Annotated in this window: 35 protein-coding genes; 2 read left to right on the top strand and 33 right to left on the bottom strand. The window is 30.8% G+C overall.

The window, feature by feature from the left end; all coding sequences use genetic code 11:
• Positions 1-16: 16 nt before the first annotated feature.
• Positions 17-763, top strand: a complete 747-nt coding sequence (locus tag BB_RS02560) for a GerMN domain-containing protein (protein WP_002657982.1) — start codon at positions 17-19, stop codon at positions 761-763.
• Here the strand turns inward: BB_RS02560 and BB_RS02555 are convergent.
• The 31 genes from BB_RS02555 to tuf form a co-directional block, all read right to left on the bottom strand.
• Positions 760-1551, bottom strand: a complete 792-nt coding sequence (locus tag BB_RS02555; protein ID WP_002656367.1) for a TlyA family RNA methyltransferase — start codon at positions 1549-1551, stop codon at positions 760-762. The two genes, BB_RS02560 and BB_RS02555, sit on opposite strands and share 4 nt — an antisense overlap.
• Positions 1532-2320 (bottom strand): TIGR00282 family metallophosphoesterase, encoded by a 789-nt coding sequence (locus tag BB_RS02550; protein ID WP_002656072.1) that lies wholly within the window; start codon positions 2318-2320, stop codon positions 1532-1534. The genes BB_RS02555 and BB_RS02550 overlap by 20 nt, the downstream gene beginning before the upstream one ends.
• A complete protein-coding gene (gene rny / locus BB_RS02545; protein WP_002656978.1) occupies positions 2310-3842 on the bottom strand; it encodes a ribonuclease Y in 1533 nt (510 codons plus the stop codon). Before rny ends, BB_RS02550 begins: the two co-directional genes overlap by 11 nt.
• Before the next feature lie 72 nt (positions 3843-3914).
• On the bottom strand, positions 3915-4286 hold the full coding sequence (gene rplQ, locus BB_RS02540) for a 50S ribosomal protein L17 (protein ID WP_002658786.1): 372 nt from the start codon (positions 4284-4286) through the stop codon (positions 3915-3917).
• 21 nt (positions 4287-4307) lie between these two features.
• On the bottom strand, positions 4308-5342 hold the full coding sequence (locus tag BB_RS02535) for a DNA-directed RNA polymerase subunit alpha (protein ID WP_002659006.1): 1035 nt from the start codon (positions 5340-5342) through the stop codon (positions 4308-4310).
• 15 nt (positions 5343-5357) lie between these two features.
• Positions 5358-5750 (bottom strand): 30S ribosomal protein S11, encoded by a 393-nt coding sequence (rpsK, locus tag BB_RS02530; protein ID WP_002557092.1) that lies wholly within the window; start codon positions 5748-5750, stop codon positions 5358-5360.
• Between the two features lie 26 nt (positions 5751-5776).
• Positions 5777-6154, bottom strand: a complete 378-nt coding sequence (gene rpsM / locus BB_RS02525) for a 30S ribosomal protein S13 (protein ID WP_002656307.1) — start codon at positions 6152-6154, stop codon at positions 5777-5779.
• A 17-nt stretch (positions 6155-6171) separates the two neighbouring features.
• Positions 6172-6285, bottom strand: coding sequence for a 50S ribosomal protein L36 (rpmJ, locus tag BB_RS02520; RefSeq protein WP_002557090.1), 114 nt, complete (start codon positions 6283-6285; stop codon positions 6172-6174).
• 12 nt (positions 6286-6297) lie between these two features.
• The gene (secY, locus tag BB_RS02515) at positions 6298-7602 is read right to left on the bottom strand and encodes a preprotein translocase subunit SecY (protein WP_002665241.1); all 1305 of its coding nucleotides are present in this window, start codon (positions 7600-7602) and stop codon (positions 6298-6300) included.
• A 12-nt stretch (positions 7603-7614) separates the two neighbouring features.
• The gene (gene rplO, locus BB_RS02510) at positions 7615-8052 is read right to left on the bottom strand and encodes a 50S ribosomal protein L15 (RefSeq protein WP_002656004.1); all 438 of its coding nucleotides are present in this window, start codon (positions 8050-8052) and stop codon (positions 7615-7617) included.
• On the bottom strand, positions 8052-8357 hold the full coding sequence (rpmD, locus tag BB_RS02505; RefSeq protein ID WP_002657975.1) for a 50S ribosomal protein L30: 306 nt from the start codon (positions 8355-8357) through the stop codon (positions 8052-8054). The genes rplO and rpmD overlap by 1 nt, the downstream gene beginning before the upstream one ends.
• A gap of 3 nt (positions 8358-8360) precedes the next feature.
• Positions 8361-8858, bottom strand: a complete 498-nt coding sequence (gene rpsE / locus BB_RS02500) for a 30S ribosomal protein S5 (protein ID WP_002657973.1) — start codon at positions 8856-8858, stop codon at positions 8361-8363.
• A 12-nt stretch (positions 8859-8870) separates the two neighbouring features.
• Complete coding sequence (rplR, locus tag BB_RS02495; RefSeq protein WP_002657971.1) at positions 8871-9230, bottom strand: 50S ribosomal protein L18; 360 nt, start codon at positions 9228-9230, stop codon at positions 8871-8873.
• A 17-nt stretch (positions 9231-9247) separates the two neighbouring features.
• On the bottom strand, positions 9248-9790 hold the full coding sequence (gene rplF / locus BB_RS02490; RefSeq protein ID WP_002656835.1) for a 50S ribosomal protein L6: 543 nt from the start codon (positions 9788-9790) through the stop codon (positions 9248-9250).
• A gap of 16 nt (positions 9791-9806) precedes the next feature.
• Complete coding sequence (gene rpsH / locus BB_RS02485; RefSeq protein ID WP_002657008.1) at positions 9807-10205, bottom strand: 30S ribosomal protein S8; 399 nt, start codon at positions 10203-10205, stop codon at positions 9807-9809.
• 9 nt (positions 10206-10214) lie between these two features.
• Positions 10215-10400 carry a type Z 30S ribosomal protein S14 gene (locus BB_RS02480; RefSeq protein WP_002557082.1) on the bottom strand — a complete coding sequence of 62 codons (186 nt, stop codon included), beginning with the start codon at positions 10398-10400 and terminating at the stop codon, positions 10215-10217.
• Positions 10401-10416: 16 nt separating this feature from the next.
• Entirely contained in the window at positions 10417-10965 is a 549-nt protein-coding gene (rplE, locus tag BB_RS02475; RefSeq protein ID WP_002557081.1) for a 50S ribosomal protein L5, read from the bottom strand.
• Between the two features lie 5 nt (positions 10966-10970).
• On the bottom strand, positions 10971-11276 hold the full coding sequence (gene rplX, locus BB_RS02470; protein WP_002557080.1) for a 50S ribosomal protein L24: 306 nt from the start codon (positions 11274-11276) through the stop codon (positions 10971-10973).
• A gap of 14 nt (positions 11277-11290) precedes the next feature.
• Positions 11291-11659 (bottom strand): 50S ribosomal protein L14, encoded by a 369-nt coding sequence (rplN, locus tag BB_RS02465; protein ID WP_002557079.1) that lies wholly within the window; start codon positions 11657-11659, stop codon positions 11291-11293.
• Positions 11660-11686: 27 nt separating this feature from the next.
• Positions 11687-11941, bottom strand: a complete 255-nt coding sequence (gene rpsQ, locus BB_RS02460; protein WP_002557078.1) for a 30S ribosomal protein S17 — start codon at positions 11939-11941, stop codon at positions 11687-11689.
• Positions 11942-11943: 2 nt separating this feature from the next.
• A complete protein-coding gene (gene rpmC / locus BB_RS02455; protein ID WP_002557077.1) occupies positions 11944-12144 on the bottom strand; it encodes a 50S ribosomal protein L29 in 201 nt (66 codons plus the stop codon).
• Positions 12145-12146: 2 nt separating this feature from the next.
• The gene (gene rplP / locus BB_RS02450; protein WP_002656214.1) at positions 12147-12563 is read right to left on the bottom strand and encodes a 50S ribosomal protein L16; all 417 of its coding nucleotides are present in this window, start codon (positions 12561-12563) and stop codon (positions 12147-12149) included.
• Positions 12564-12567: 4 nt separating this feature from the next.
• On the bottom strand, positions 12568-13449 hold the full coding sequence (rpsC, locus tag BB_RS02445) for a 30S ribosomal protein S3 (RefSeq protein WP_002656551.1): 882 nt from the start codon (positions 13447-13449) through the stop codon (positions 12568-12570).
• Positions 13450-13452: 3 nt separating this feature from the next.
• Complete coding sequence (gene rplV / locus BB_RS02440) at positions 13453-13815, bottom strand: 50S ribosomal protein L22 (RefSeq protein ID WP_002656402.1); 363 nt, start codon at positions 13813-13815, stop codon at positions 13453-13455.
• Between the two features lie 6 nt (positions 13816-13821).
• Entirely contained in the window at positions 13822-14100 is a 279-nt protein-coding gene (gene rpsS, locus BB_RS02435; protein ID WP_002557073.1) for a 30S ribosomal protein S19, read from the bottom strand.
• A 9-nt stretch (positions 14101-14109) separates the two neighbouring features.
• Positions 14110-14943 (bottom strand): 50S ribosomal protein L2, encoded by an 834-nt coding sequence (rplB, locus tag BB_RS02430; protein ID WP_002557072.1) that lies wholly within the window; start codon positions 14941-14943, stop codon positions 14110-14112.
• Between the two features lie 21 nt (positions 14944-14964).
• Positions 14965-15261: a 50S ribosomal protein L23 gene (rplW, locus tag BB_RS02425; RefSeq protein ID WP_002557071.1), complete on the bottom strand. Its 297-nt coding sequence runs from the start codon at positions 15259-15261 to the stop codon at positions 14965-14967.
• A 20-nt stretch (positions 15262-15281) separates the two neighbouring features.
• Positions 15282-15911 carry a 50S ribosomal protein L4 gene (gene rplD, locus BB_RS02420; RefSeq protein ID WP_002557070.1) on the bottom strand — a complete coding sequence of 210 codons (630 nt, stop codon included), beginning with the start codon at positions 15909-15911 and terminating at the stop codon, positions 15282-15284.
• A gap of 9 nt (positions 15912-15920) precedes the next feature.
• Positions 15921-16541 (bottom strand): 50S ribosomal protein L3, encoded by a 621-nt coding sequence (gene rplC / locus BB_RS02415; RefSeq protein WP_002557069.1) that lies wholly within the window; start codon positions 16539-16541, stop codon positions 15921-15923.
• A 35-nt stretch (positions 16542-16576) separates the two neighbouring features.
• A complete protein-coding gene (rpsJ, locus tag BB_RS02410) occupies positions 16577-16888 on the bottom strand; it encodes a 30S ribosomal protein S10 (protein ID WP_002557068.1) in 312 nt (103 codons plus the stop codon).
• Between the two features lie 50 nt (positions 16889-16938).
• Entirely contained in the window at positions 16939-18123 is a 1185-nt protein-coding gene (tuf, locus tag BB_RS02405; RefSeq protein WP_002657015.1) for an elongation factor Tu, read from the bottom strand.
• Positions 18124-18616: 493 nt separating this feature from the next.
• Between tuf and BB_RS02400 the strand changes: the two genes are divergently transcribed.
• Positions 18617-19006 carry a lipoprotein gene (locus BB_RS02400; RefSeq protein ID WP_010889756.1) on the top strand — a complete coding sequence of 130 codons (390 nt, stop codon included), beginning with the start codon at positions 18617-18619 and terminating at the stop codon, positions 19004-19006.
• Positions 19007-19203: 197 nt separating this feature from the next.
• Here the strand turns inward: BB_RS02400 and BB_RS02395 are convergent, their stop codons facing one another.
• Together BB_RS02395 and murA are read right to left on the bottom strand one after the other, a co-directional pair.
• Entirely contained in the window at positions 19204-20568 is a 1365-nt protein-coding gene (locus tag BB_RS02395) for an MATE family efflux transporter (RefSeq protein WP_002657956.1), read from the bottom strand.
• Positions 20569-21228: 660 nt separating this feature from the next.
• The gene (gene murA, locus BB_RS02390) at positions 21229-22512 is read right to left on the bottom strand and encodes a UDP-N-acetylglucosamine 1-carboxyvinyltransferase (RefSeq protein ID WP_002656466.1); all 1284 of its coding nucleotides are present in this window, start codon (positions 22510-22512) and stop codon (positions 21229-21231) included.
• Between the last annotated feature and the right edge of the window lie 64 nt (positions 22513-22576).

Here is a 22576-nt window from a genome sequence, read left to right as displayed (position 1 = left end):
CACATGAGTGTTTATATTGAAAAGAAAAAAAAGTTCAAGCTCAACCAAATCAGACATACTTTTAATTTTAATTGCTATTGTTTTAACAATAATTAGTGTGCTATTAATAATTAAAAATTCACTTATTATACATATTTTTAAAGAAAAAAATTATGATAACAGTTTATTCGAATCAAGTCAAACACAAGATAATAAATTAATTGAAGCTAAAAAAAACACCAATAAAAATACAAATGTAAAAATACTTAAAAATGAAAGTTTTTTAATCCAGCCACCAGAAATAAAAAAACTTGAAGAAGAGCTCAAGCAAAACCAAAGAAATAATAACCTTAAAAACAAAAAATTTATTAAACTTTATTTTATAAAAGTAACCCCAGAAGGTTATTTTTTAAGACAAACTGTAAAAAGAGCTATATATTACGACAAAAATATTCTTGAAGAAACACTAAAATCTTTAATCAAAGGACCAAATGAATACGAGCTAAAAAATAATTTTTTAAGTTTAATCCCTATAAAAACCAAGCTTTTAAATTTAAGCCTAAGCGAAGGAATTGCCAAAATAAACTTATCTAAAGAATTTTATGAAAATAGTTTTGGAATTGAAGGAATAATTAATCAAATCGCTCAAATAACCTTAACATGTCTTGAAATTAAAGGAATTGATGGAATAATTTTAACAATAGAAAATAATCCAATAATACTTGAAGAATTAAACTTAAATTTCTCAGGAATATTAAACAAAAAGGCTCTGGACAAATATTAAAATTCAATATTGCTAAGCAATTGCATAGAGCTTGCAATTCTTAAAACACTTGACTTAACAACTAAAAACATGAATTCTTGATTGCCTTTTTTACCTTTAGTTTTTAACTTTAATATCTTTTTAACTTGTAATTTATTTTTATAGAACTTTTCAATTACGCTTTGCAAAATTATCTTCAAATACTCACCACTCACAACACCATTAAAATTTTTTATATCTAAATTTAAACTTTTAAACTCAAACTGAGGTTTAATCAAAACTATAATAAAATTATCAGAAAGTTTATCTATTAAATTTACACATATACTTATTGATGATCTAAAAGAAACATCTACAACGGCAAAATTGGGAACAATCTTAAATTCTGTAACATCAAAAATATTAGTTCTCTCTAAAACTTTAACTCTTGGATCAATTCTTAATTTATAAGAGAGTTGATTAATGCCTACATCAATTGAATAAACAAAATTGGCGCCACACTGCAATAGACAATCGGTAAAACCACCAGTTGAAGAGCCAACATCAACACAAATTTTATTTTTAACTTCGATTTCAAAATCTTTAAGAGCCTCTAAAAGCTTGTAACCTCCTCTTGATACAAATGTTTGACAAGTATTCTCAACTAAATCTATTTTACTTGTTTTGTTTATTAATATTTTAGGATTTTTYTCTTTATGAGAATTTACATATATATTGCCTTTTAGAATTAAGATCATTAATTCTTTTCGTGTTTTTTCTGGATACCTTTTACAAAGTATATTTAATAAATTATTTCTGAATCCTTTCAATTTTTAAAGCGCGGCCTGTCTTTAAATTAGAAGTAATAATAACTCCTTGTAAAATTGTGTCATCTTCTACAACTTCAGCTCTCAAGGGGGTATATTCAAGTAAGCCCTTAAGAGAAATGTCGGGATTAAATCCTATTACAGAATTTAATCCACCTGTCATCCCAATATCACTAATATAGGCTGTCCCCTTTGACAATATTCTTTCATCTTGAGTCATAACATGGGTATGAGTACCAACCACACCTGTTACAAAACCATTTAAAAAATATCCAAAACTTTCTTTTTCATAATTACTTTCAGCATGAAAATCTACAAAAATGGTTTTGGCTTTATTACTCAGCATATTAACCAATTTTTTTGTATTATCAAAAGGATTTTTAACAATAAAATTCATATTTAAAACCCCTTGAACATTAACAACAGCAACTTTTTCATCTCTAATAGTTAAAAAACAATAACCATGCCCATCTAACAAATCTGAAAAATTATTTGGCCTTAAGATATATGTTTGCTTATTTAGGTAATCATTTATTTTGCAATTAGAATACACATGATTACCGGTAGTAATAACATTAACCCCCGATCTAAAAAGATTATTTGCTATTTCTGGAGTTATTCCAAAACCATTTGAAGAATTTTCTCCATTAGCAATTACTAAATCTATTCTATATTTATTCTTAATGTTTTTAAGATTAAAAAAAACTTTTTTTAATCCACTCTCGCCTATTATATCCCCAATTATCAAGGTTTTAATAGTGCTATCTTGCATATTCAATAACTCTGGTTTCGCGAATAATTGTAACTTTAATTTTTCCAGGATATCTCATTTCAGCTTCTATCTTCTTAGCAATATCTCTTGCAAGTAAAATTGACTTTTCATCATTAATTAAAGCATTGTCAACAATAATTCTAACTTCACGACCTGCCTGAATAGCATAACATTTTTGAACACCCTCAAAACTATACGCAATGTCTTCAAGTCTTTTAAGTCTATTTATATAGTTATTTAAACTTTCCCTTCTTGCTCCAGGACGAGATGCTGAAATGGCATCTGCTATTTGAACCACAATAGCCTCAAGACTCTCGGGTTTCACCTCATTGTGATGCGCAGCAATAGCATTAACAACAATTTCGCTCTCTCCGCAACTTTGAGCAAGTTCAGCACCAGTAATAGCATGTCCCTCGCTATTATCAGAAATACTTTCCATCCCTTTCCCAATATCATGCAAAAGGCATGCTCTTTTTACTACAACAGGATCTAATTTCATCTCTTTAGCCAAAATTTCTCCTATTATAGCCGTTTCTTTAGAGTGGCTTAAAACATTTTGACCATAACTGCTTCTAAAGTAAAGCCTTCCCAACCCCCTAATAAGTCTCTTATCAAGCCCATGTATATTAAGGTCAAAAACCACCTTCTCACCCTCTTCTTGAATAATGCTATTTATCTCATTGGTAACATTATACACAACTTCTTCAATCCTAGCAGGATGAATTCTGCCATCTGTAACAAGCCTTTCTAAAGTCCTCTTGGCAAGCTCTTTTCTTATTGGATCAAAGCAAGATATAACAACAGCTTCAGGCGTATCATCAATAATGATATCTGCTCCTATTAAAGTCTCAAGAGCCCTAATATTGCGCCCTTCTTTACCTATAATCCTACCTTTCATCTCATCATTAGGTAGCTCAACAGAAGCCACTGTAAACTCAGAACTCACCTCCGTAACAATACGCTGCATAGTAGATACTAAAATATCTTTTGCAACCTTATCTGCTAATAGCTGTGCTTCCTGCTCACTTTTATTGATAATAACTTGAGCATCTCTTTTGGACTCATGCTCAACTTTTTCAATTACAATTTTTCTTGCATCTTCTCTTGTAAGACCAGAAATATTTTCCAATCTTTTAACAAGATCGGCCTCTTTTTCTCTTATTACTTTTTCTTTTTGTTCAAATTCTTTAATTTTAAAATCAACTCTAGACTGCTGTTTGTCAAGAGCAGATATTCTCTTATCTAAAGTTTCTTCTCTTTGTAATAATCTTTTTTCTAAATTAACAATCTCATTTTTCCGATCTCTTATATCCCTATCTTGCTGGTTTTTTTCTTTAAGCATTTGAGATTTTGCATTAGCAATAATTTGCCTTCTTTCATTTTCTATCTCTAATTGTGATTCTACTCTTACTTTTTTCAGATTTTTTTCTAAATCTAATAAAGACAATCTACCTAAAAAAACTCTTACTAAAAATCCTAATATAAAGCCAGCAAAAATAGAAGAAAAAATAATATATATCATATCATTTAACTCCTATGCTGTTTAAAAGCAATTTAAAATTTAATCTTTAAAACAGTGCCCTCAAATTATTAATTATTCAACTTTTAAAGGCTTTTCAACTAATTCTAGGATAGCCATTTCAGCCGCATCTCCATATCTTTTTCCTAATTTAATCATCCGAGTATACCCACCACTTCTTTGTCTAAAAACAGGAGAAATTTTGGTAAATAGCTTATTTAAAATATGCTTATCATGTATAAATTTTGATAATTCTCGCCTATTATGCACAGTATCAACTTTTGCCCTTGTAATCAATCTTTCAGCAAATCTTTTAACTTCGAACAATTTTGTCTTAGTGGAAGAAATTTTTTCATGCTTAAAAAAAGAAATTACCATATTTTTTAAAAGCGCTCTCCTGTGACTAGACTTCCTACTTAATCTATTAAAACCCAATTTTGTTTTCATGAAATAGCCTAAACTCTCCTTTTATTCAGATATTTTAACATTCTTACTCAATACAGATAGAGCATCTTCTTTAGACATTCCTAAATATAATCGATAAGAACCAAGTTTTTCGATTATCTCTTCCAAACTTTTTTTCCCAAAATTTCTAGCTTTAGAAAGCTCTTCTGCGTTTTTACTAATAAGTTCTCCTAAAGTCCTAACATTTTCTTTGGCCAAACAATTTAAAGATCTGACTGACAAATTCAATTTCTCAATACTCATATCAAGCAAGTTAGAACTTTCTGATTTTGATTTCTCAAAAGATGTATTAACATTGTCTTCAAAATCAACAAGAGGAAACAAAAACTCTCTTACTATTGATGCAGCCTTTTTTATTGCATCTTTGGCAGAAATCACACCTGTAGTCCAAATTTCCATTACAAGCTTGTCATAATCTGACCTTTGACCAACCCTAGTATCTTCTACAGAATACGAAACTTTCTCTATAGGAGAAAATATAGAATCTAAAGCAATAACATTAACCTCTTCTAAATACTTAGAATTTTGCTCAGAAGACACATAGCCCCTACCATAATTAATTTGAAATTCAAGATCTAAATTAACATCATGTGATAAAGTAGCTATAACTAAATCTTTATTAAAAACCTCAACTCCATCTCTTTCAAAATGAGAAGCTTTTAAAACATTGGTGTCTTTACCGCTAACACTAAAGCTTATTGTCTTTCTTTGCTCTCCTTCTCCAAGTTTCAAATGAATATTTTTAATATTAGCAATAATCTCAAGAGTATCTTCAGAAACTCCAGGAATCAAATCAAATTCACTTGAAACAACCTTTGACGAAGAGTCTTTATTGTTAGACTGAACTCTCATAGCAGTAATCGCATACCCTTCAATAGAAGAAAGTAACACACGTCTTAAAGTATTACCTATAGTAATTCCAAAGCCTCTTTCAAAAGGATATATCGTAAATTTACCATAAGACCCATCACCTTGGCTTTTCAAAAATTCAATTTTTTCAGGTATAGTGAAATCTTTCAAAAATTTTTCCACAAGCATCATAACTCCTTCTAGCTAAACTCGTCTGGTTTTTTTCGGTCTGCATCCATTATGAGGAATGGGAGTAATATCTGAAATTGATTTTACAGTCATACCAATCGAACCAATAGCTCTTATTGCAGATTCTCTGCCAATGCCTGGCCCTTTTATATACACATGAACATAATTAATTCCAAAATCTCTCACTTTATTTAAAGCAGACTCTGCTGTTATTTGAGCAGCATATGGGGTCGACTTTTTAGCACCTTTAAAACCCATACCACCAGCACTTGCCCAAGCTAAAGCATTTCCCTTTATATCAGATACAGTAACTATGGTATTATTAAAAGTAGCTTGTATATAAACGTTTCCTTCTCCGATATTTCTTTTAATTTTTTTTTTACTATTAGTTGATAATTTTGCGCTCAACTTGCCCTCCAAATCTTAAAAACTATTTATTTGCTAGCTATTTTCTTGTTAGCTACAGTCTTTCTTTTTCCTTTTCTAGTTCTTGCATTCGTTTTAGTTCTCTGTCCTCTCAAAGGCAATCCTTTTCTATGCCTAACGCCCCTATAACACGCTATATCCATAAGTCTTTTAATAGACATTGCAACTTCACTTCTAAGTTTTCCTTCTACAATATAATCGCTCTCAATTACCTTCCTAAGTCGATTAACTTCATCATTATCTAAATCTTTAGCAATTTTGCTTGGAGAAATACTTGATTTATTGCAAACTTCCAAAGCTCTTGTTCTACCTATACCATAAATAGAAGTAAGAGCTATTTTTAATTGTTTATTATTTGGTAAATCTATTCCCGATATTCTAGCCATTTTATTTCCTCTAATTTTTACTTTTGTCTTTGTTTATGCTTTAAATTATCACAAATAATTCTTAATACACCTTTTCTTTTTATAACCTTACATTTTTCACAAATTGGCTTTACACTTACTCTAACTTTCATAATCAAACACTCCTAAATTTTTTGCAAAAATGCATAATTCTTTTTATTTCCATGAGAAAATCCTTGAGTTTTCAAATAAGCATCAATATGAATTAATGTATCAAGAGCAACCCCTACCATAATAAGCAAAGAAGACCCCCCCATTATTCTAGAAACATCGTGTGGAAATCTAAAAATATTTTGCACTAAAAATGGAATAATTGCAATAATTGACAAAAAAATAGATCCTGAAAATAAAGTTTTATTCATAATTTCATCTAAATATTTTTCCATCTCATCAGACTTTATTCCTGGAATAGTGCCCCCATTCTTACGAATATTATTACTTATGTCTTTAGGGCTTAACTGAATCTTAGAATAAAAATACGTAAATCCAATTATCAAAATTACATTCAAAAAAGTATAATAAAAACCATTAGGCCTTAAATAAGATAAAATTTGCCTGGCTATGGAAGAAGTTTCTGCGAAGCCACTTAAAATTTGTAAAGGCAGAGTAATTAAAACAGAGGCAAAAATAACAGGCAAAACGCCCGATGGATTCAACTTGATTGGCAAATATGAACTAACTGTATTATTAGAATTTGCTCTAGCATAATGAATGGCAATTCGCATTTGAGCCTTATATTCATATATAATCAATATAACAACTAAAATAAATATACTTATAATAAGTATAACAAAAACAGGATTAACATTTTGAGAAGGATCCTGCATGCTTTGGAATAAGTTAAACAAAGCTGCTTGAAGTCTAACCACTATGCCAGAAAAAATTATCAAAGATGTTCCATTACCTACACCTCTTTGATTAATTTGCTCTCCAAACCACAAAAGGATAAATGTCCCCGTAGTAACCGTTAAAATAGCAACAAATATATATCTATAAAAGGGAATGGTAACAGCACCCGGAATACCTTTAGCATAAAGGCTTGTTGCGTATCCTTGAACTACAGCTGCAACTATTGTTAAATATTTTGTATATTTTTTAGTCTTTTGTCTTCCGCCGTCACCTTCTTGCATTTTTTTCAAAGAAGGAAAAGAATAAACAAGAAGCTGAACAATAATAGATGCCGAAATGTAAGGCCCTATACTAAGCATAAATATAGAAAAATTACTAAAAGCTCCCCCTGAAAAAAAATCAAAATAATTAGCAATTGAAAAATCTGATTGCGACTTGAAATAACTTTTAAGAGCTACAGAATCTATTCCTGGTATCGGCAAATATGAACCAACTCTAAAAAGAAAAAGAACAAATAAAGTAAACAAGAACTTATTTCTCAAATCCTTAACGGTAAATAAACTTAAAAACAATTCTTTCATCTTTATTCCACTTTAAACTAATTGAATAGTACAACCAATTTTTATTACAAGGCTTTCGGCAGATTTAGAAATTTTAGAAACCTCAAAAGAAACTTTTTTTGTAAGCTTACCATTAGACAAAATCTTAATTTTTTTATTTTTCTTTTTTATAAGTTTATTTTCAAGCAAAGTATCATAATTGACAACTTGTCCATCCTTAAATTTTTTATCTATATCTCCAAGATTAACAATTGCATATTCCAATTTATAATCACTATTAGAAAAACCTTTCCTTGGCAATCTTCTATAAAGAGGAGTCTGCCCACCTTCAAATCCAAGTCTTGGCGAAGTATTTCTTGCTTTTTGCCCTTTTTGACCTCTCCCAGAAGTTTTGCCAAGTCCTGAACCTGGACCTCTGCCAACAATTTTACGTCGCTTGCTCGCTCCCTTAGGCTTTAACAAGTTAAACATTACATTACCTCGCTTAATAAAATCATATTAATAGTCTCGTTAAGCATACCCTTAATAGATTCATTTAAAAAATGAACCTTTTTATCGCCTATTTTATTTAAACCTAATGCTTTTAAAACTTTGACCTTTTTATTTAATTTCCCAATAAGACTTCTTACAAGAAAAACTTGCACATTAATATTGTTTTTAGAAATAATTTTTCTATTATTTTCCATTCTTTTAATAAAACATTTATTCTTAGATCTAGACCTTGAAGCATTAAACCTAGCTTTCTTTAGTTGTAATCTTAATTTCCTTTTAATCATACATTAACCCCATAAAGTTTTCAAAGTTTTTCCTCGCATTTCTGCTACTTTTTCAGCATTCAAAACTAAATCAAATGCCTTAAAAGTCGCCTTTACTACATTCATAGAATTATTAGAACCAAGAGATTTGCTCAAAATATCATGCACTCCTAAAGCCTCCATTACAGCACGAACAGGGCCCCCTGCAATAACACCAGTACCATGAGTAGCTGGTTTGATTAAAACCTTAGCTTTTTTAAAGCAGCCAATAACCTCATGTGGCAATGTTCCTTTTCGAATAGGAACAAATCTTAAATTCTTCCTAGCACTTGTTAAACTTTTTTTTATTGCATCACTAGCATCATTAGCTTTACCAAAGCCCCAACCAACATGTCCTTCTCCATCTCCAACAACCATGAAAGCAGCAAAAGAGAATCTTCTTCCGCCCTTAACAACCTTAGTAACTCTGTTGAGTGATATTAATTTTTCTATCTGCTTTCTTTGAGCATGAACATCTACCATAAATACACTCCCTTAAATATTAATACCAAACTCTCTCAAAGAAGTTGCAAAACTTGCAATAAGTCCATGATACTTATAACCATTTCTGTCAAAAATAAGATTATTTATATTTTTCTCCTTAAGCCTTTTAGCAAGAACTTCTCCAAGTTTTTTTACATCATCAATATTTTTGCCTAAATTAAGACTTTTTTCAATAGTAGAAATACTTGCAATAGTATGTCCCTTACTATCATCTATAACTTGCGCATAAAAATACCTATTAGATTTAAATACAGTAATTCGTGGCCTACTAGCTACTCCGCGCCCTATTTTGTCCTTTATTCTTTTTTTACGTCTAAGCTTTCTCTGTTCTGCTTCTTTTATTTTTTTCATAATTATTAACCTAAAATTTATTTTTTTACACCAGATTTTCCAACTTTTCTTCTAATAACTTCATTATCATACTTAATACCCTTTCCTTTATACGGCTCTGGTTTTTTTAAACTTCTAATCTCAGCAGCAACCTGACCAACCTTAAACTTGTCTATTCCTTCAACTGAAATTTTAGTATTCCCATCAAGCTTTACGCTAATACCATCTGGAATAACATATTCAAACTGAGTTGAATAACCAAGGCTTAAAAAAAGGCTATTGCCTTGTTGCTCTACCCTATATCCTATACCATTTATAGTAAGAGACTTAGAAAATCCTTCAGTCACTCCTTTTACCATGTTAAAAATTAAACTTCTGTAAAGACCATGGTAGGCTTTTGCTTTTTTATCATTTAAAACTCGATCAACAATAACGCTGCCATTCTCAACTTTAACATTAATACTGTCTTTTATATCTTGAACTAATCTTCCCCTAATACCTTCAACTATCACTAAGTTGTCTTTAACATCAACCTTAACAGCATCTGGAATCTTTATCGGAAGTCTTCCAATACGTGACATACATCCCCCTATTAAACTACCAAACTGAGCAAATCAACTCACCACCTATTTTTTTATCTTTAGCTTCCTTACCAGTAATAACACCTTGAGAAGAAGATATAATTAATATTCCATATCCATTCTTTATTCTTGGCATATTTCTATATGAAGAATAAATTTTTCTACCAGGAGTAGAAATGGCATCTATTTTATTTATAACAGGATTTCTTTTGTTGTCATACTTTAGCAAAACCCTAATAAAAGCAATTCCTTTCTTTTCTAAAAAATTAAAATCCTTAATATAACCCTCTTCTTTAAGAATGTTTAATATTGATTTATTCATATTAGACATCTTTAAATCTACAGATCCATGCCCAACTCTGCTTGCATTTCTTAATTTAGTTAGCATGTCTCCTATTGAATAAGTAATCGCCATAAAATTCCCTTACCAACTTGATTTTGAAACGCCAGGAATTAATCCTTCAGACGCATACTTTCTAAAACATATTCGACACATACAAAAATCTCTTAAATATCCTCTTGGACGACCACATAATTTACATCTATTATTTTGCCTTGTTTTATACTTAGGCTTTCTTAAAGCCCTAATAATCATTGATTTTTTTGCCATATACCTTATAAATCCCCTAATTACTAAACGGCATTCCAAATTTCAAAAGCAAAGCTTTACTTTCTTTATCATTTGAAGCTGTTGTCACAATTGTAATATTCAAACCAGATATTCTCTCTATTTTATCATAGTCTATTTCAGAAAATATTATTTGTTCCGTTATCCCAAAAGAGTAATTTCCATTGCCATCAAAAGCATCCCCATTGATTCCCCTAAAATCCTTAACTCTTGGCAATGCTAAATGAATAAGCTTATATAAAAATTCATACATTGCATTGCCCCTAAGTGTAACTTTAGCACCTATTTCTTGTCCTTGTCTAATTTTAAACCCGGCTATTGCTTTTTTTGCTTTTGTCTTTACAGCTTTCTGACCAGTGATCTGAGCAAGCTCTAAAACAGCAGAATCTAATAACTTCTTATTCCTAACAGCCTCCCCAACACCTACAGAAATCACTATCTTCTCAAGCTTGGGAACTTGCATTATAGATTTATATTCAAATTCCTTAACAAGCTCTTTTATAACACTGTCTTTATAATATTTCTTCAATTCAGGAACATAATTCATAAACTCTATATCCTCTGTCCATTTTTTTTAAGATACCTTATTTTTTCATTATTTTCAAATCTAATGCCCAATCTTGAAGAAGTTCCCTTGACAAATATCATCACATTTGAAATATCTATAGCGGCCTCCTTATCTATTATTCTGCCTTTTTCTTGGGGTGTCCTAGCTTTAATGACTTTTTTAACCATATTGCAAGATTCAACAATAACTTTATTTTTTTTTCTATTTATACTAGCAATCTTACCTATTCTACCCCTATCTTTTCCAGAAAGAATTTTTACGCTATCACCTATCTTCAACTTTGTCTTCACAAAACCCCCTTTTGCTATATAACCTCTGAAGCCAATGATACTACTTTCATAAAATTAGCATCCCTAAGTTCTCTTGCAACAGGCCCAAATACCCTTTTGCCCCTAGGACTTAAATTAGCATCAAGTATCACACAAGCATTATCATCAAACCTAACATAAGTTCCGTTTTTACGTCTTACTTCTTTAGAAGTCCTAACAATTACGGCTTTATAAACATCTCCTTTTTTAACAGAAGAATTAGGAATTGCTTGTTTTACTACAATGGTTATTATATCCCCAATTTTGGCATAACGCCTTTTACTGCCACCAAGCACCTTAATACATTGAGCCACCTTGCCACCAGTATTATCCGCAATTGTTAAATAAGTTTGCATCTGAATCACAATCAACCTCCTTTAGAAAAATCAAAACTATTTTAATTTTTCTAAAACCTCAACAAGAGACCATCTTTTATCTTTACTAATAGGTCGAACTTCAATAATTTTTACCTTATCGCCAACCTTTGAAACTTCTTTTTCATCATGTGCTTTAACTTTTTTACTAACCTTTAAATACTTATGATAAATTGGATGCATCTTTCTTTGAACAATTTCTACTACTATAGTCTTAGACATTTTATCACTAACAACTTTACCAATTAATTCTTTTTTATTTTCTCTTGCCATATCTAAACCTTTCTAATACCTAATTCATATTCACAAATCATTGTATTAAGCCTTGCAATATCACGTCTAATCTCTCTTTTCTTTAAAGGATTTTCAACATGACCAACAACAGATTTAAATCTTAAATCTAAATATTCTTTCTTTAATTCTAGCCTTTTAGCCTTCATGTCCTCAAGAGTAAAATTTTTGAAATTTTTCAACATAATTACCTCAAATCTCGCCTTACAACAAACATGGTTTTTACTGGAAGCTTAGAGCTTGCAAGCGACATAGCCTCTTGAGCAAGTTCCTCAACAACCCCTGACATTTCAAACATAACAGTGCCAAGCTTAACAGGAGCATTCCAATGATCAACACCCCCTTTGCCCTTACCCATTCTAGTTTCAGCTGGTTTTTTAGTATAAGGAATATCAGGAAATATTCTTATCCAAACCCTTCCGCCTCTTTTTATTTTACGAGTCATTGCAATACGAGCAGCCTCAATTTGACGAGCAGTAATAAAATTTGTTTCCAAAGAAACAAGTCCATATTCACCAAAAGAAATTTTATTGCCCTTCTGGGCCTCTCCAGACAATCTTCCTCTCTGCTTCTTTCTATATTTAACCTTTTTTGGACTTAACATCTAATTATCCTCCAATATCCTGCTCATTAGAATCGTCTCTTTCTTTAGAAAAAGACGCACTAAATTTTTTTTTGTTTAAAAGATCTACTTCATCTTTAGACAGCCCATCTTTTTTATCCAAAAGCCTAGTTTGCTTTTCATTAGCCTTTTCTCTATTATTTAAAGTTTTATCAAAATTTTTAACAGCATCGCCTCTTTCCCTAAAAGGCTTTTTATTTATTACCTGGCCAGCATCAGAATTAGTTTGTCTCCCCAAAACTTCACCTTTAAATAACCAAACCTTAACTCCAATAATGCCATAAGTAGTTTGAGCCTCAGAAAATCCATAATCTATATTGGCTCTAAGAGTGTGCAAAGGAACCCGACCTTCCTTAACCTCAAAGCTTCGAGCAATTTCCGCCCCACCAAGTCTACCAGCAATTTTAATTTTTAACCCTTGAGCACCTTTTAACATAGAGGTAGAAAGAGATGATTTTAAAACTTTTCTATAAGACGCCCTATTTTCTACTTGCTTTGCAATCCCATTAGCAATAATTTGAGCATCAAGCTCAGGTCTTTTAACCTCTTTAATCTTAATGCTAATCTTTTTAGAAATTTTTTTAGTTAACAATTGACCAATCTTTTCAAGATTAGAACCTTTAAGCCCTATCACAGAACCAGGCCTTGGAGTAACAATTACTACTGTTACTTTTTGGGGATTATTTCTAATTATTTCTATATCAGAAATATCAAATTTAATCCCTTTAAGAAATTTCATAATTTCTCGCCTTATTAAAAAATCTTCATGAAGAATTGCAGAATACAATTTTTTATCAAAATACCATTTTGACTTCCAATCCTTATTAATTTTTACCCTTAAGCTATATGGATGTACTTTTTGGCCCATGCTTTATCCTTTAATATCTTTTTTTTCATCAACTTCAACAAAAATATGACAATTTCTATTAACAAGCCTATCAGCTCTACCCCTAGCTCTAGGCCAAATCTTTTTACGACGACGCCCATCATCAACCATAACTGTTTTAACAAATATCATGTCCTCGGAAAGATTTTTATTGTGATACATAGCATTTGATGCTGCTGACTTAACAACTTTTTCTAAAAGCTTAGCTCCTTTATTAGGCATAGAACAAAGCACTGCAATAGCCTTAATATAAGACTCTCCCCGGATATTGTCAGCTATTGGCCTAACTTTTTTTGGAGAAGAGGGTAAATTTTTGCCCTTTGCCGTATATCTTCTATTTACCAACATAACTACTTACTTCCTTCCCTTTTTATCTGACTTAGCATGCCCTCTAAAAATCCTTGTAGGTGAAAACTCGCCAAGCTTATGTCCCACAAGATCCTCGGTAATATAAATAGGTATAAAAGTTTTGCCATTGTAAACAGATATAGTAAGGCTTACCATTTCAGGAATTATTGTTGAAGATCTGGAGTAGGTTTTAATAACAACCCTCTTCTCACTTCCAAAAGACGATAAAACTTTTTGATAAAGACTCTTTTCTATAAAAGGTCCTTTTTTAATAGATCTTGCCACTATACTCTCCTATTTATTTCTTCTTTTAATAATAAATTTATCTGAATATCTCTTTTTCTTGCGAGTCTTATAACCTTTAGTAGGCTGTCCCCAAGGAGACACAGGATGACGACCTCCAGAAGTTTTTCCTTCACCCCCACCATGTGGATGGTCAACAGGATTCATAGCAACACCTCTAACCTTGGGTCTTCTACCAAGCCACCTACTTTTACCAGCTTTCCCTATAGAAATATTGGCATAATCTTCATTTCCAATTTCACCAATTGTTGCAATACATTTTTTAAAAATCAATCTCATCTCGCCAGATGATAATTTTACAGTGACATAATTCCCGTCAGAAGCAAGTATCATAGCATATCCACCAGCACTTCTTATAAGCTGTCCACCCTTTCCAACATTAAGCTCAATATTGTGAACGGTTCTTCCAATAGGAATATTTTCAAGAGGTAAGGCATTGCCAATTTTAATTGGAGCATTAGGACCACTTTCCAAAACATCTCCAACCTTAATGCCTTTAGGAGAAATAATATACCTTTTTTCTCCATCTTTATAAACAAGCAAAGCTATATTAGCACTTCTATTAGGATCATATTCAATAGAAGCAACTCGAGCAGGAATGCTAAATTTATCTCTTCGATTAAAATCAATCAACCTATACTTTCTCTTATGCCCACCACCTCTTCTTCTAATACTAATCCTACCAGAAGAATCTCTGCCCGATTTAAATTTTTTACCTTTTGTTAAAGATTTCAAAGGATCATTACCTTTGCTCAAATCATCAAAAGATAAAGTCGTCTTATAGCGCAAAGAAGAAGTTTTTGGCTTATAAGTCTTAATACCCATATTTATTTTTCTCCAAAACCACTAAAAAATATCTATTTTATCTTCCTTTTTGAGATAAACATATGCCTTCTTCCATGAAGAAGTTTTTCCCTTACCTATAGGGTACCCTTTTCTAGACACCACAACCTTGGCTTTACTTTTAATATTGAGCAAATTACACGATACTGGAGTAACATTGAAAAGTTCTTTTATTGCTGCACCAACCTCTTTTTTATTTGCTCTCTTATTAACTTTAAAAACATAAACATTAATACTTTCCCTTTGAGTATTAGTTTTTTCAGTAAGCATAGGTGAAACTATTATATCATAAGCCTTCATACTTATCCTCAACATCCTTTTTATTTAATGTAAAACTCATTGAGCTTGTTAACAGCGGATTCTAGAGCTATTAAATTCTTAGCATAAAATAAATCAACAACCCTAAGTTTATCAAAAGATAAAATCTTTAAATCTCTTATATTTTTACCAGCCCTTTTTATCATCTGATCATCATTGCCCAAAAGAATAACCACCTTACCATTAAAACTTGCAAAATTTTTTATTATTAAAGCAAGATCTTTCGTTTTTCCAGATTCAACATTAAAATTCTCAATAACTTTAAAACTATTTTCATCAGCAGCACGCAAACTTAATACAGACTTAAATGCAAGCTTTTTTACCTTTTTAGGCAATCTATAGCTATAATCCCTAGGCTTTGGCCCTAATGCTATACCTCCGCCAATCCAAACTGGATTTCGCTTTGTACCAACCCTAGCTCTACCGGTTCCTTTTTGCTTCCAAGGCTTTTTAGAACTACCCCTAACCTCTGATCTGGTTTTAGTTGAAGATGTTCCAACCCTAAGATTAGACAACTCGTTTTTTATAGCATTATAAATAGACCCATGACTAATTTCTATATTAAAAACTCTATCATCCAAATTTATAGTTCCAATCTCTTTCCCATCTTTAGAAAAAACTTTTCTTTCCATACTAAATACCTACTTTTTAGATTTCTTAACAACAACAAAAGAACCCTTAGCACCAGGCACAGCCCCTTTTACTAGAAGGGCTCTTTTTTCTTCATCGATTAAAACAACTTCAAGATTTTGAATAGTTTGTTGATTTCCGCCCATTCTACCAGCCATTTTGGTCCCTTTAAATGTTCTTGCAGGAGTAGTAGCTTGTCCTGTTCCACCAAGATGTCTATGGAATTTTGATCCATGAGAAGATGGACCACCACTAAAATTATGCCTTTTCATAGCCCCTTGAAAACCCTTGCCTTTAGTAGTCCCTGTAACATCTACATACTTAACTGACTTAAAAACATCAACCTTAATCTCATCGCCAGCATCATACCCGTCAAGCCCCTTAAGCTCTATCACATATCTTTTAGGTTCAATATCTTTTAAACTTTTATATTGACCTTTTATGGGCTTTGAAACTTTAGAACTCTTAAGATCAACAGAACCTGCTATAAGAGCACTATAACCATCTCTATCGACTGTCTTCTTCCCTATAATATAATTGGGCTGAAACTCTATAACAGTAACAGGAACCACAATGCCATTTTTCTGAAATATCTGAGTCATGCCAACTTTTTTTCCAATCAATCCCAACATTAAAATACCTCAAATTCATATACTTAAAATATCATTTACTGTTTAATATCTACCTCAACACCTGCTGGAAGCTCTAATTTCATTAAAGAGTCCATTAAAGCAGAAGTAGGTTCTAAGATATCAATAAGCCTTTTATGAGTTCTCATCTCAAATTGCTCTCTTGATTTTTTATTGACATGAGGAGAACGTAAAACAGTATATTTTTTTATTTTTGTCGGCAAAGGGATTGGACCCTTAATCTGAGCCTTAGCCTTCTGAACAGCTTTAACAATAGATTCGGCACTCTGGTCTAATATTTTAACATCAAAACTAAACAATCTTACGCGTATCTTATCTTTAGCAATCAATTTATTCTCCTAAACTTTAGAGAGTATTAATATATCCTTAAAGTCTTAACCTATTCCAATATCTCAAGAATTCTTCCTGAAGCAACGGTTCTTCCACCTTCTCGAACAGCAAATTCTACATTCTTATCCATAGCTATTGAAGAGATCAGCTCAACAATAATATCAACATTATCACCAGGCATAACCATTTCTTTGCCCTCTAAAGCAACAACTCCAGTAACATCGGTTGTTCTAAAAAAGAACTGTGGTCTATACCCTGGGAAAAATGGCTTGTGCCTACCGCCTTCTTCTTTAGTCAAACAATAAATTGAAGCTTTAAATTTCTTGTGTGGAGTAATTGTACCTGGAGCTGACAAAACTTGCCCCCTCTCAATGTCTTTTTTATCAACGCCTCTCAAAAGAAGACCAACATTATCCCCTGCTTGACCTTGCTCAAGAATTTTCTGGAACATTTCAACACCAGTAACAGTAGTTTTTCTGGTTTCTTTAATTCCAACTATTTCAACTTCTTGACCAACTTTAATAATACCTCTTTCAATACGCCCAGTAGCAACAGTGCCTCTTCCTGAAATAGAAAATACATCTTCAACAGCAAGCAAAAATGGCTTGTCAATATCTCTTTCTGGAAGATCAAAATAATTATCCATAGATTCAAGAAGTTCTTTAACGCATTTTGTAGATTCAGGATCTTCTGGATTTGACATAGCCCCAAAAGCTGAACCTTTGATTATTGGAGTATCAGCTGAAAAGCCATATTTTTCAACAAGTTCTAAAACTTCAACTTCAACAAGCTCAACAAGTTCAGGATCTGCTAAGTCCAATTTATTTAAAAAAACTATTATTTTCTTTATTCCCATTCTTTGAGCAAGAAGCAAATGCTCTTTTGTTTGAGGCTCAGCACCACTATCAGCAGCAACTAAAAGTATCGCTGCATCCATTTGAGCTGCTCCTGTAATCATATTTTTTATATAATCGGCATGGCCTGGACAATCTACATGAGCATAATGTCTATTAGCTGTTTCGTACTCAATATGCCTAGCATTAATTGTTATTCCTCTTGCTTTCTCTTCAGGTGCATTATCAATATCTTCATACTTTAATGCTTTTGCATCTTTATTTAATTTTGAACAATAAATACTAATAGCCGCTGTTAGTGTTGTTTTACCATGATCAACATGACCTATTGTTCCAACATTCATGTGCGGCTTTGTTCTTTGAAAAACTTCTTTTGCCATGACTAACCTCCTAAATTTCATATTCTAAATAGCTACTTACATTTAATCTCTTTAAAAAATTTTTAACAAATTTATTCTTATTAAAATAAGAAAATAGCTACAAATAATCAAAAAAATAAAAAAATCAATTTTTTAGAAATTGACCCGCACTACGTGTTTTTCTAAAAAATTTTAATAGCTTTAAAATTCTACACATTTTACAAAATATAGTCAATACGCTTAAACTTTTAAACTCAATTCACTACACATATAATAGCATTAAAAATTAATATAAACTTTACATTAATTAAAGAAAAGCACAAAATATTAAAAAATAAAGCTTTAAAAGCAACCACTTAAAATAAGCAATGCTCAACTAATACATTTAAAAACATGAAATTTAAAACAATAGTAAATACTTTTTGAAATCTAGTCACTATTTAAAATTGATCAAAAACCTTTATTTTATCAAAAAGGTTAACACTTTCCCCGGTAAAAAAATATAATAAAAATGATGAAAGCTCAAAAATTTAAGCTTAAATTATTACCAATACTTGTAATTTCTGGCATTTTAATTGTTTTTATGTCTTGCATGAAAACAAGCACAATAAAATCAAAAGAAAATGCAAAAGAAATTACCTATCTTATTAGCACTATAAAAATCAACCAAAAAGTAGAAATAGTAAACTACAAATCCGACAGCAAAAATAATCTAATAATTACTCTTAAAAACAAAAGCACAGAAGATATAAATGCAAATTCATTGGCAATTTTTAAAGAAGGTAGCAAAACAGGTGAATTAATAAGAGAAAAACTTAATGGGCTTGAAACAAAAACTTTTCATTTAAAAACTAAAATCAATACTAAAAGAAAAACCACATTATACATTTTTGAAAAACAATAACAAATAGAAATGATTTAAAACCTAAAATTATTAAAATTAATTCTACTTAAATAAGCTTTATTGCAAACAAACAATTACACTTAGAAATAGATTAACAAAGAATCTAAAATCTATTTTTAAGGCCAAAAACATTAAATTTATTAAAAACAAATAAGCCATTTTTTGGCAAAATGTAAATATAAAATAAATCTTAATTACTATTTGTATTTTTTAATTAAAATAGGCTTAACCCAATAACGAGTGCAAGTAAAAGCAATTAAAATTATAATTGCCAAATAATTTGAAATTATAAAAGCATAACCTAAAGAATTTTCCATTATGCCAAAATATTGAAAAATAAAAACTACTGGAAGACGAATAAGCCACAGCCTAATAAAAATAACAATCATTGCAATTTTTGTCCTGCCAGACCCAATAAGTCCCCCAAAAAATACTTGTTGGAGTCCATATCCAAAAGTACCAATAGTTGTTAACAATAAATAATTATTAGCATAATTTAAAACTTCTAAATCATTTGTAAATAACCTTAGTATAAACTGTTTATTAAAAATAACAATCGAATTTATTATCAATAAAATTGCCAAAGAAATAAAAAAACCTTTTTTCAAAACTTCTTCCACCCTATTGACTTTCTTAGCGCCAAGATTTTGACCAACAATTGAAATAATTCCAGTACCAATTCCCATAGCAGGAAGAAATAAAAAAGAAATAATGGTGTTTGTAAGTCCATAAGCCGCCAAAAATTTTGGACTAATCTCAATAACTATATAATTGAAAATAAAAAAAGACAACGAAACCATTATTTGCCCAAAAGTTGAAGGCAATCCCAGATTAACAATTTCTTTAATGGATCTTATATCTATCACTAAATCCTTCAGATGAATTTTTAATCCATAATTTAGCCTGTAAGTCAAAAATAAATAAAAGACAACGGTTAACAATTTTGAAAATAAAGTGGCCCAAGCAGCTCCAGTAATGCCCATATTAAAACTAAATATTAAAATTGGATCAAGAATAAAATTAACAATATTGGCAAATAAAACTATTGTCATTGAAAGGATAGTTTCTCCTTGAGCATTTAAAATATATGTAATTGAAATACTTAAAAACATGATAGGTATTGCAAAAATTGTCACATAAAAATAAACTCTTGAGAGTTCTTTAAGCTCCCCTTTTACACCCAACAAATCTAAAAGATGATCAATAAAAAAAAAAGCACAAATAGTAACAAATAAGGATAAAACAAAGTTTAAAACAATAAGTTGCCCTGCATATCTTGAAAAACGAGAAAAATTTCCCTCTCCTATGCATTTTGACATCAAAGAAATGCTTCCCGTAGCCATTCCCATAGCAATAGCTATAATAAAAAAATTTACAGGACCAGCAAGTGAAAGCGCTGACAAAGGCATGGCTCCAAGTTTACCAACATAAAACATATCAGTAAGATCATAAAAAGCTTGAATAATATTGGTTATAACAATAGGAAAACTTATTAAAAAAAGAACCTTGTATAAATTGCCATTTAATATTAATTCCCTAGTCTTACTCTTATCTGTAGACATAAAATTTTATCCTCATCTAAAACATTTTTTATAAAAAATTTAAAATCAAATTTATTCATCAGTAATAAACAAGTATTTAATTTTTAATTTCAAAAATTAAAAATTAATATACAATATCAAAACAATTAACAGTCAACATGTTATGCATTAAATGACCAAGATATAAATAAAATCTATTAATCTGCCACAACAAAAAAATCATAACCAAAAACAGAAAAATTAAAACCAGATATAATAAATAATAAAAATTTATAATTCTAATACTAATCATAAATAAACAGTAATTAATAAAATTAAAACCATTCTACGAATTAAAGCAGAGAAATAAATACTTTATTTAAAAGAATAATTAATATTATAAAAATAAAAATTCAAAATCAGAAATACCTCTCTGCAAATTTTTATCAATCTTTCAATATTATTTTTTACACTAAGATCTTTAAACTATAAAATAAAAAAATTAATAATATTAGATAAAAATACTAAAACCCTAATAATACTTCAAATTACAGACTAACTAAATAAAATAACAAAAAGTCCCAACAATAAAAATTAATGTAATATATTTTCATTCACAATTCAACCTCTTAATACCTTATCCTTACCTTCTATTAAAAACATTTTCCACAAATCATACATATAATAAAGCCCAACAACAAGCTATTGACTTTTAACTTTCTTGATTTTTGCACCCAAATTAATCAATTTGTTAACTACATCTTCGTATCCTCTTTCAATTTGATAAACATTTTGAATCTCGCTGCGACCTTCAGCAACAAAAGCAGCAATAAGAAGAGACATTCCCGCTCGTACATCCGGAGAAGACAAAACATTGCCTTTAAGAGAAGATTTGCCCGTAACTACTACGCGGTGTGGATCACAAAGCACAATTCGAGCACCCATTTTTATTAATTTATCTACAAAAAACATCCTAGATTCAAACATCTTCTCAAAAACTAAAACTGTGCCTTCTACTTGCGTTGCAGTAACTACAATAATACTCATAAGGTCTGTTGGAAAGGCTGGCCATGGGCCATCATCAATTTTTGGAATGTGCCCACCAAAATCTAACTTAACTTTTAATTCTTGTTTATTTCTTACATATACATTTTCCCTGTCATATTCAAAATTAATGCCAAGTCTTGAATATACATGCCTAATTAATCTGAAATGTTGGGGATCTGCTTTTTTAATTTCCAACTCACCCCCTGTTAATGCAGCAAGGCTAATTAAAGAACCAACTTGCATGAAATCGGCTCCTATTCTAAATACGGTCCCACTTAATTTTTTTACACCTTTTATTTCTAAAACATTTGAACCAATTCCTAAAATATTAGCGCCCATTGAATTTAACATATTACACAAATCTTGAACATGTGGCTCACAAGCAGCGTTCATAATAACAGTATTTCCTTCAGCAAGAACTGCAGCCATAATGATATTTTCTGTGGCTGTAACAGAAGCTTCATCTAAAAACATTTCAGCGCCAACAAGCTTGTTAGCCTTTAAAACAATCCTTCTATCTTTTGTGCTTAACTTGGCCCCCAGCTTGCAAAGCCCGTAAAAATGAGTATCAAGCCTCCTCTTTCCAATCACATCTCCTCCTGGAAGCGCCATATCTATTTTTCCAAACCTAGAAACAAAAGGCCCTAATAAAAGTATGGAAGCCCTAATTAAATCTGTAAAAGAAGAATCTATTTCTGTTTTCACAATATTTAAAACTTTTATTTTTAAAGTATTTCCCTCTCTTGCAATATCTGCTCCTATGTCATTTAAAATATCTAAAACAACTTTTACATCATTAATATTAGGAATATTTTCTAAAATAACCTCTTCATCGGTAAGTAAAGCAGCCAAAATACAGGGTAAAGCAGCGTTCTTATTCCCACTAGCTGTAATTTGACCACCTATCTTATAGCCGCCTTCTACAATATAACTATGCATAATCCATCCTCCTATATATAAAAACTTAATAAAATTAAATCGCACAGATAAGATTATTAAAATT

The organism is Borreliella burgdorferi B31 (genome assembly GCF_000008685.2).
Classification (GTDB): Bacteria; Spirochaetota; Spirochaetia; order Borreliales; family Borreliaceae; genus Borreliella; species Borreliella burgdorferi.
This window is presented reverse-complemented; position numbering and strand designations above follow the sequence as displayed.

What these genes read in the sequence shown, in the direction of transcription:
- BB_RS02550 (WP_002656072.1), bottom strand. Translation starts at nt 2,320, where the DNA reads ATGCAAGATAGCACTATTAAAACCTTGATAATTGGGGATATAATAGGC.
- rny (WP_002656978.1), bottom strand. Translation starts at nt 3,842, where the DNA reads ATGATATATATTATTTTTTCTTCTATTTTTGCTGGCTTTATATTAGGA.
- rplQ (WP_002658786.1), bottom strand. Translation starts at nt 4,286, where the DNA reads ATGAAAACAAAATTGGGTTTTAATAGATTAAGTAGGAAGTCTAGTCAC.
- BB_RS02535 (WP_002659006.1), bottom strand. Translation starts at nt 5,342, where the DNA reads ATGCTTGTGGAAAAATTTTTGAAAGATTTCACTATACCTGAAAAAATT.
- rpsM (WP_002656307.1), bottom strand. Translation starts at nt 6,154, where the DNA reads ATGGCTAGAATATCGGGAATAGATTTACCAAATAATAAACAATTAAAA.
- rpmJ (WP_002557090.1), bottom strand. Translation starts at nt 6,285, where the DNA reads ATGAAAGTTAGAGTAAGTGTAAAGCCAATTTGTGAAAAATGTAAGGTT.
- secY (WP_002665241.1), bottom strand. Translation starts at nt 7,602, where the DNA reads ATGAAAGAATTGTTTTTAAGTTTATTTACCGTTAAGGATTTGAGAAAT.
- rplO (WP_002656004.1), bottom strand. Translation starts at nt 8,052, where the DNA reads ATGTTTAACTTGTTAAAGCCTAAGGGAGCGAGCAAGCGACGTAAAATT.
- rpmD (WP_002657975.1), bottom strand. Translation starts at nt 8,357, where the DNA reads ATGATTAAAAGGAAATTAAGATTACAACTAAAGAAAGCTAGGTTTAAT.
- rpsE (WP_002657973.1), bottom strand. Translation starts at nt 8,858, where the DNA reads ATGGTAGATGTTCATGCTCAAAGAAAGCAGATAGAAAAATTAATATCA.
- rplR (WP_002657971.1), bottom strand. Translation starts at nt 9,230, where the DNA reads ATGAAAAAAATAAAAGAAGCAGAACAGAGAAAGCTTAGACGTAAAAAA.
- rplF (WP_002656835.1), bottom strand. Translation starts at nt 9,790, where the DNA reads ATGTCACGTATTGGAAGACTTCCGATAAAGATTCCAGATGCTGTTAAG.
- rpsH (WP_002657008.1), bottom strand. Translation starts at nt 10,205, where the DNA reads ATGGCGATTACTTATTCAATAGGAGACATGCTAACTAAATTAAGAAAT.
- BB_RS02480 (WP_002557082.1), bottom strand. Translation starts at nt 10,400, where the DNA reads ATGGCAAAAAAATCAATGATTATTAGGGCTTTAAGAAAGCCTAAGTAT.
- rplE (WP_002557081.1), bottom strand. Translation starts at nt 10,965, where the DNA reads ATGAATTATGTTCCTGAATTGAAGAAATATTATAAAGACAGTGTTATA.
- rpsQ (WP_002557078.1), bottom strand. Translation starts at nt 11,941, where the DNA reads ATGGCAAGAGAAAATAAAAAAGAATTAATTGGTAAAGTTGTTAGTGAT.
- rpmC (WP_002557077.1), bottom strand. Translation starts at nt 12,144, where the DNA reads ATGTTGAAAAATTTCAAAAATTTTACTCTTGAGGACATGAAGGCTAAA.
- rplP (WP_002656214.1), bottom strand. Translation starts at nt 12,563, where the DNA reads ATGTTAAGTCCAAAAAAGGTTAAATATAGAAAGAAGCAGAGAGGAAGA.
- rpsC (WP_002656551.1), bottom strand. Translation starts at nt 13,449, where the DNA reads ATGGGCCAAAAAGTACATCCATATAGCTTAAGGGTAAAAATTAATAAG.
- rplV (WP_002656402.1), bottom strand. Translation starts at nt 13,815, where the DNA reads ATGTTGGTAAATAGAAGATATACGGCAAAGGGCAAAAATTTACCCTCT.
- rplB (WP_002557072.1), bottom strand. Translation starts at nt 14,943, where the DNA reads ATGGGTATTAAGACTTATAAGCCAAAAACTTCTTCTTTGCGCTATAAG.
- rplW (WP_002557071.1), bottom strand. Translation starts at nt 15,261, where the DNA reads ATGAAGGCTTATGATATAATAGTTTCACCTATGCTTACTGAAAAAACT.
- rplD (WP_002557070.1), bottom strand. Translation starts at nt 15,911, where the DNA reads ATGGAAAGAAAAGTTTTTTCTAAAGATGGGAAAGAGATTGGAACTATA.
- rplC (WP_002557069.1), bottom strand. Translation starts at nt 16,541, where the DNA reads ATGTTGGGATTGATTGGAAAAAAAGTTGGCATGACTCAGATATTTCAG.
- tuf (WP_002657015.1), bottom strand. Translation starts at nt 18,123, where the DNA reads ATGGCAAAAGAAGTTTTTCAAAGAACAAAGCCGCACATGAATGTTGGA.
- BB_RS02400 (WP_010889756.1), top strand. Translation starts at nt 18,617, where the DNA reads ATGAAAGCTCAAAAATTTAAGCTTAAATTATTACCAATACTTGTAATT.
- BB_RS02395 (WP_002657956.1), bottom strand. Translation starts at nt 20,568, where the DNA reads ATGTCTACAGATAAGAGTAAGACTAGGGAATTAATATTAAATGGCAAT.
- murA (WP_002656466.1), bottom strand. Translation starts at nt 22,512, where the DNA reads ATGCATAGTTATATTGTAGAAGGCGGCTATAAGATAGGTGGTCAAATT.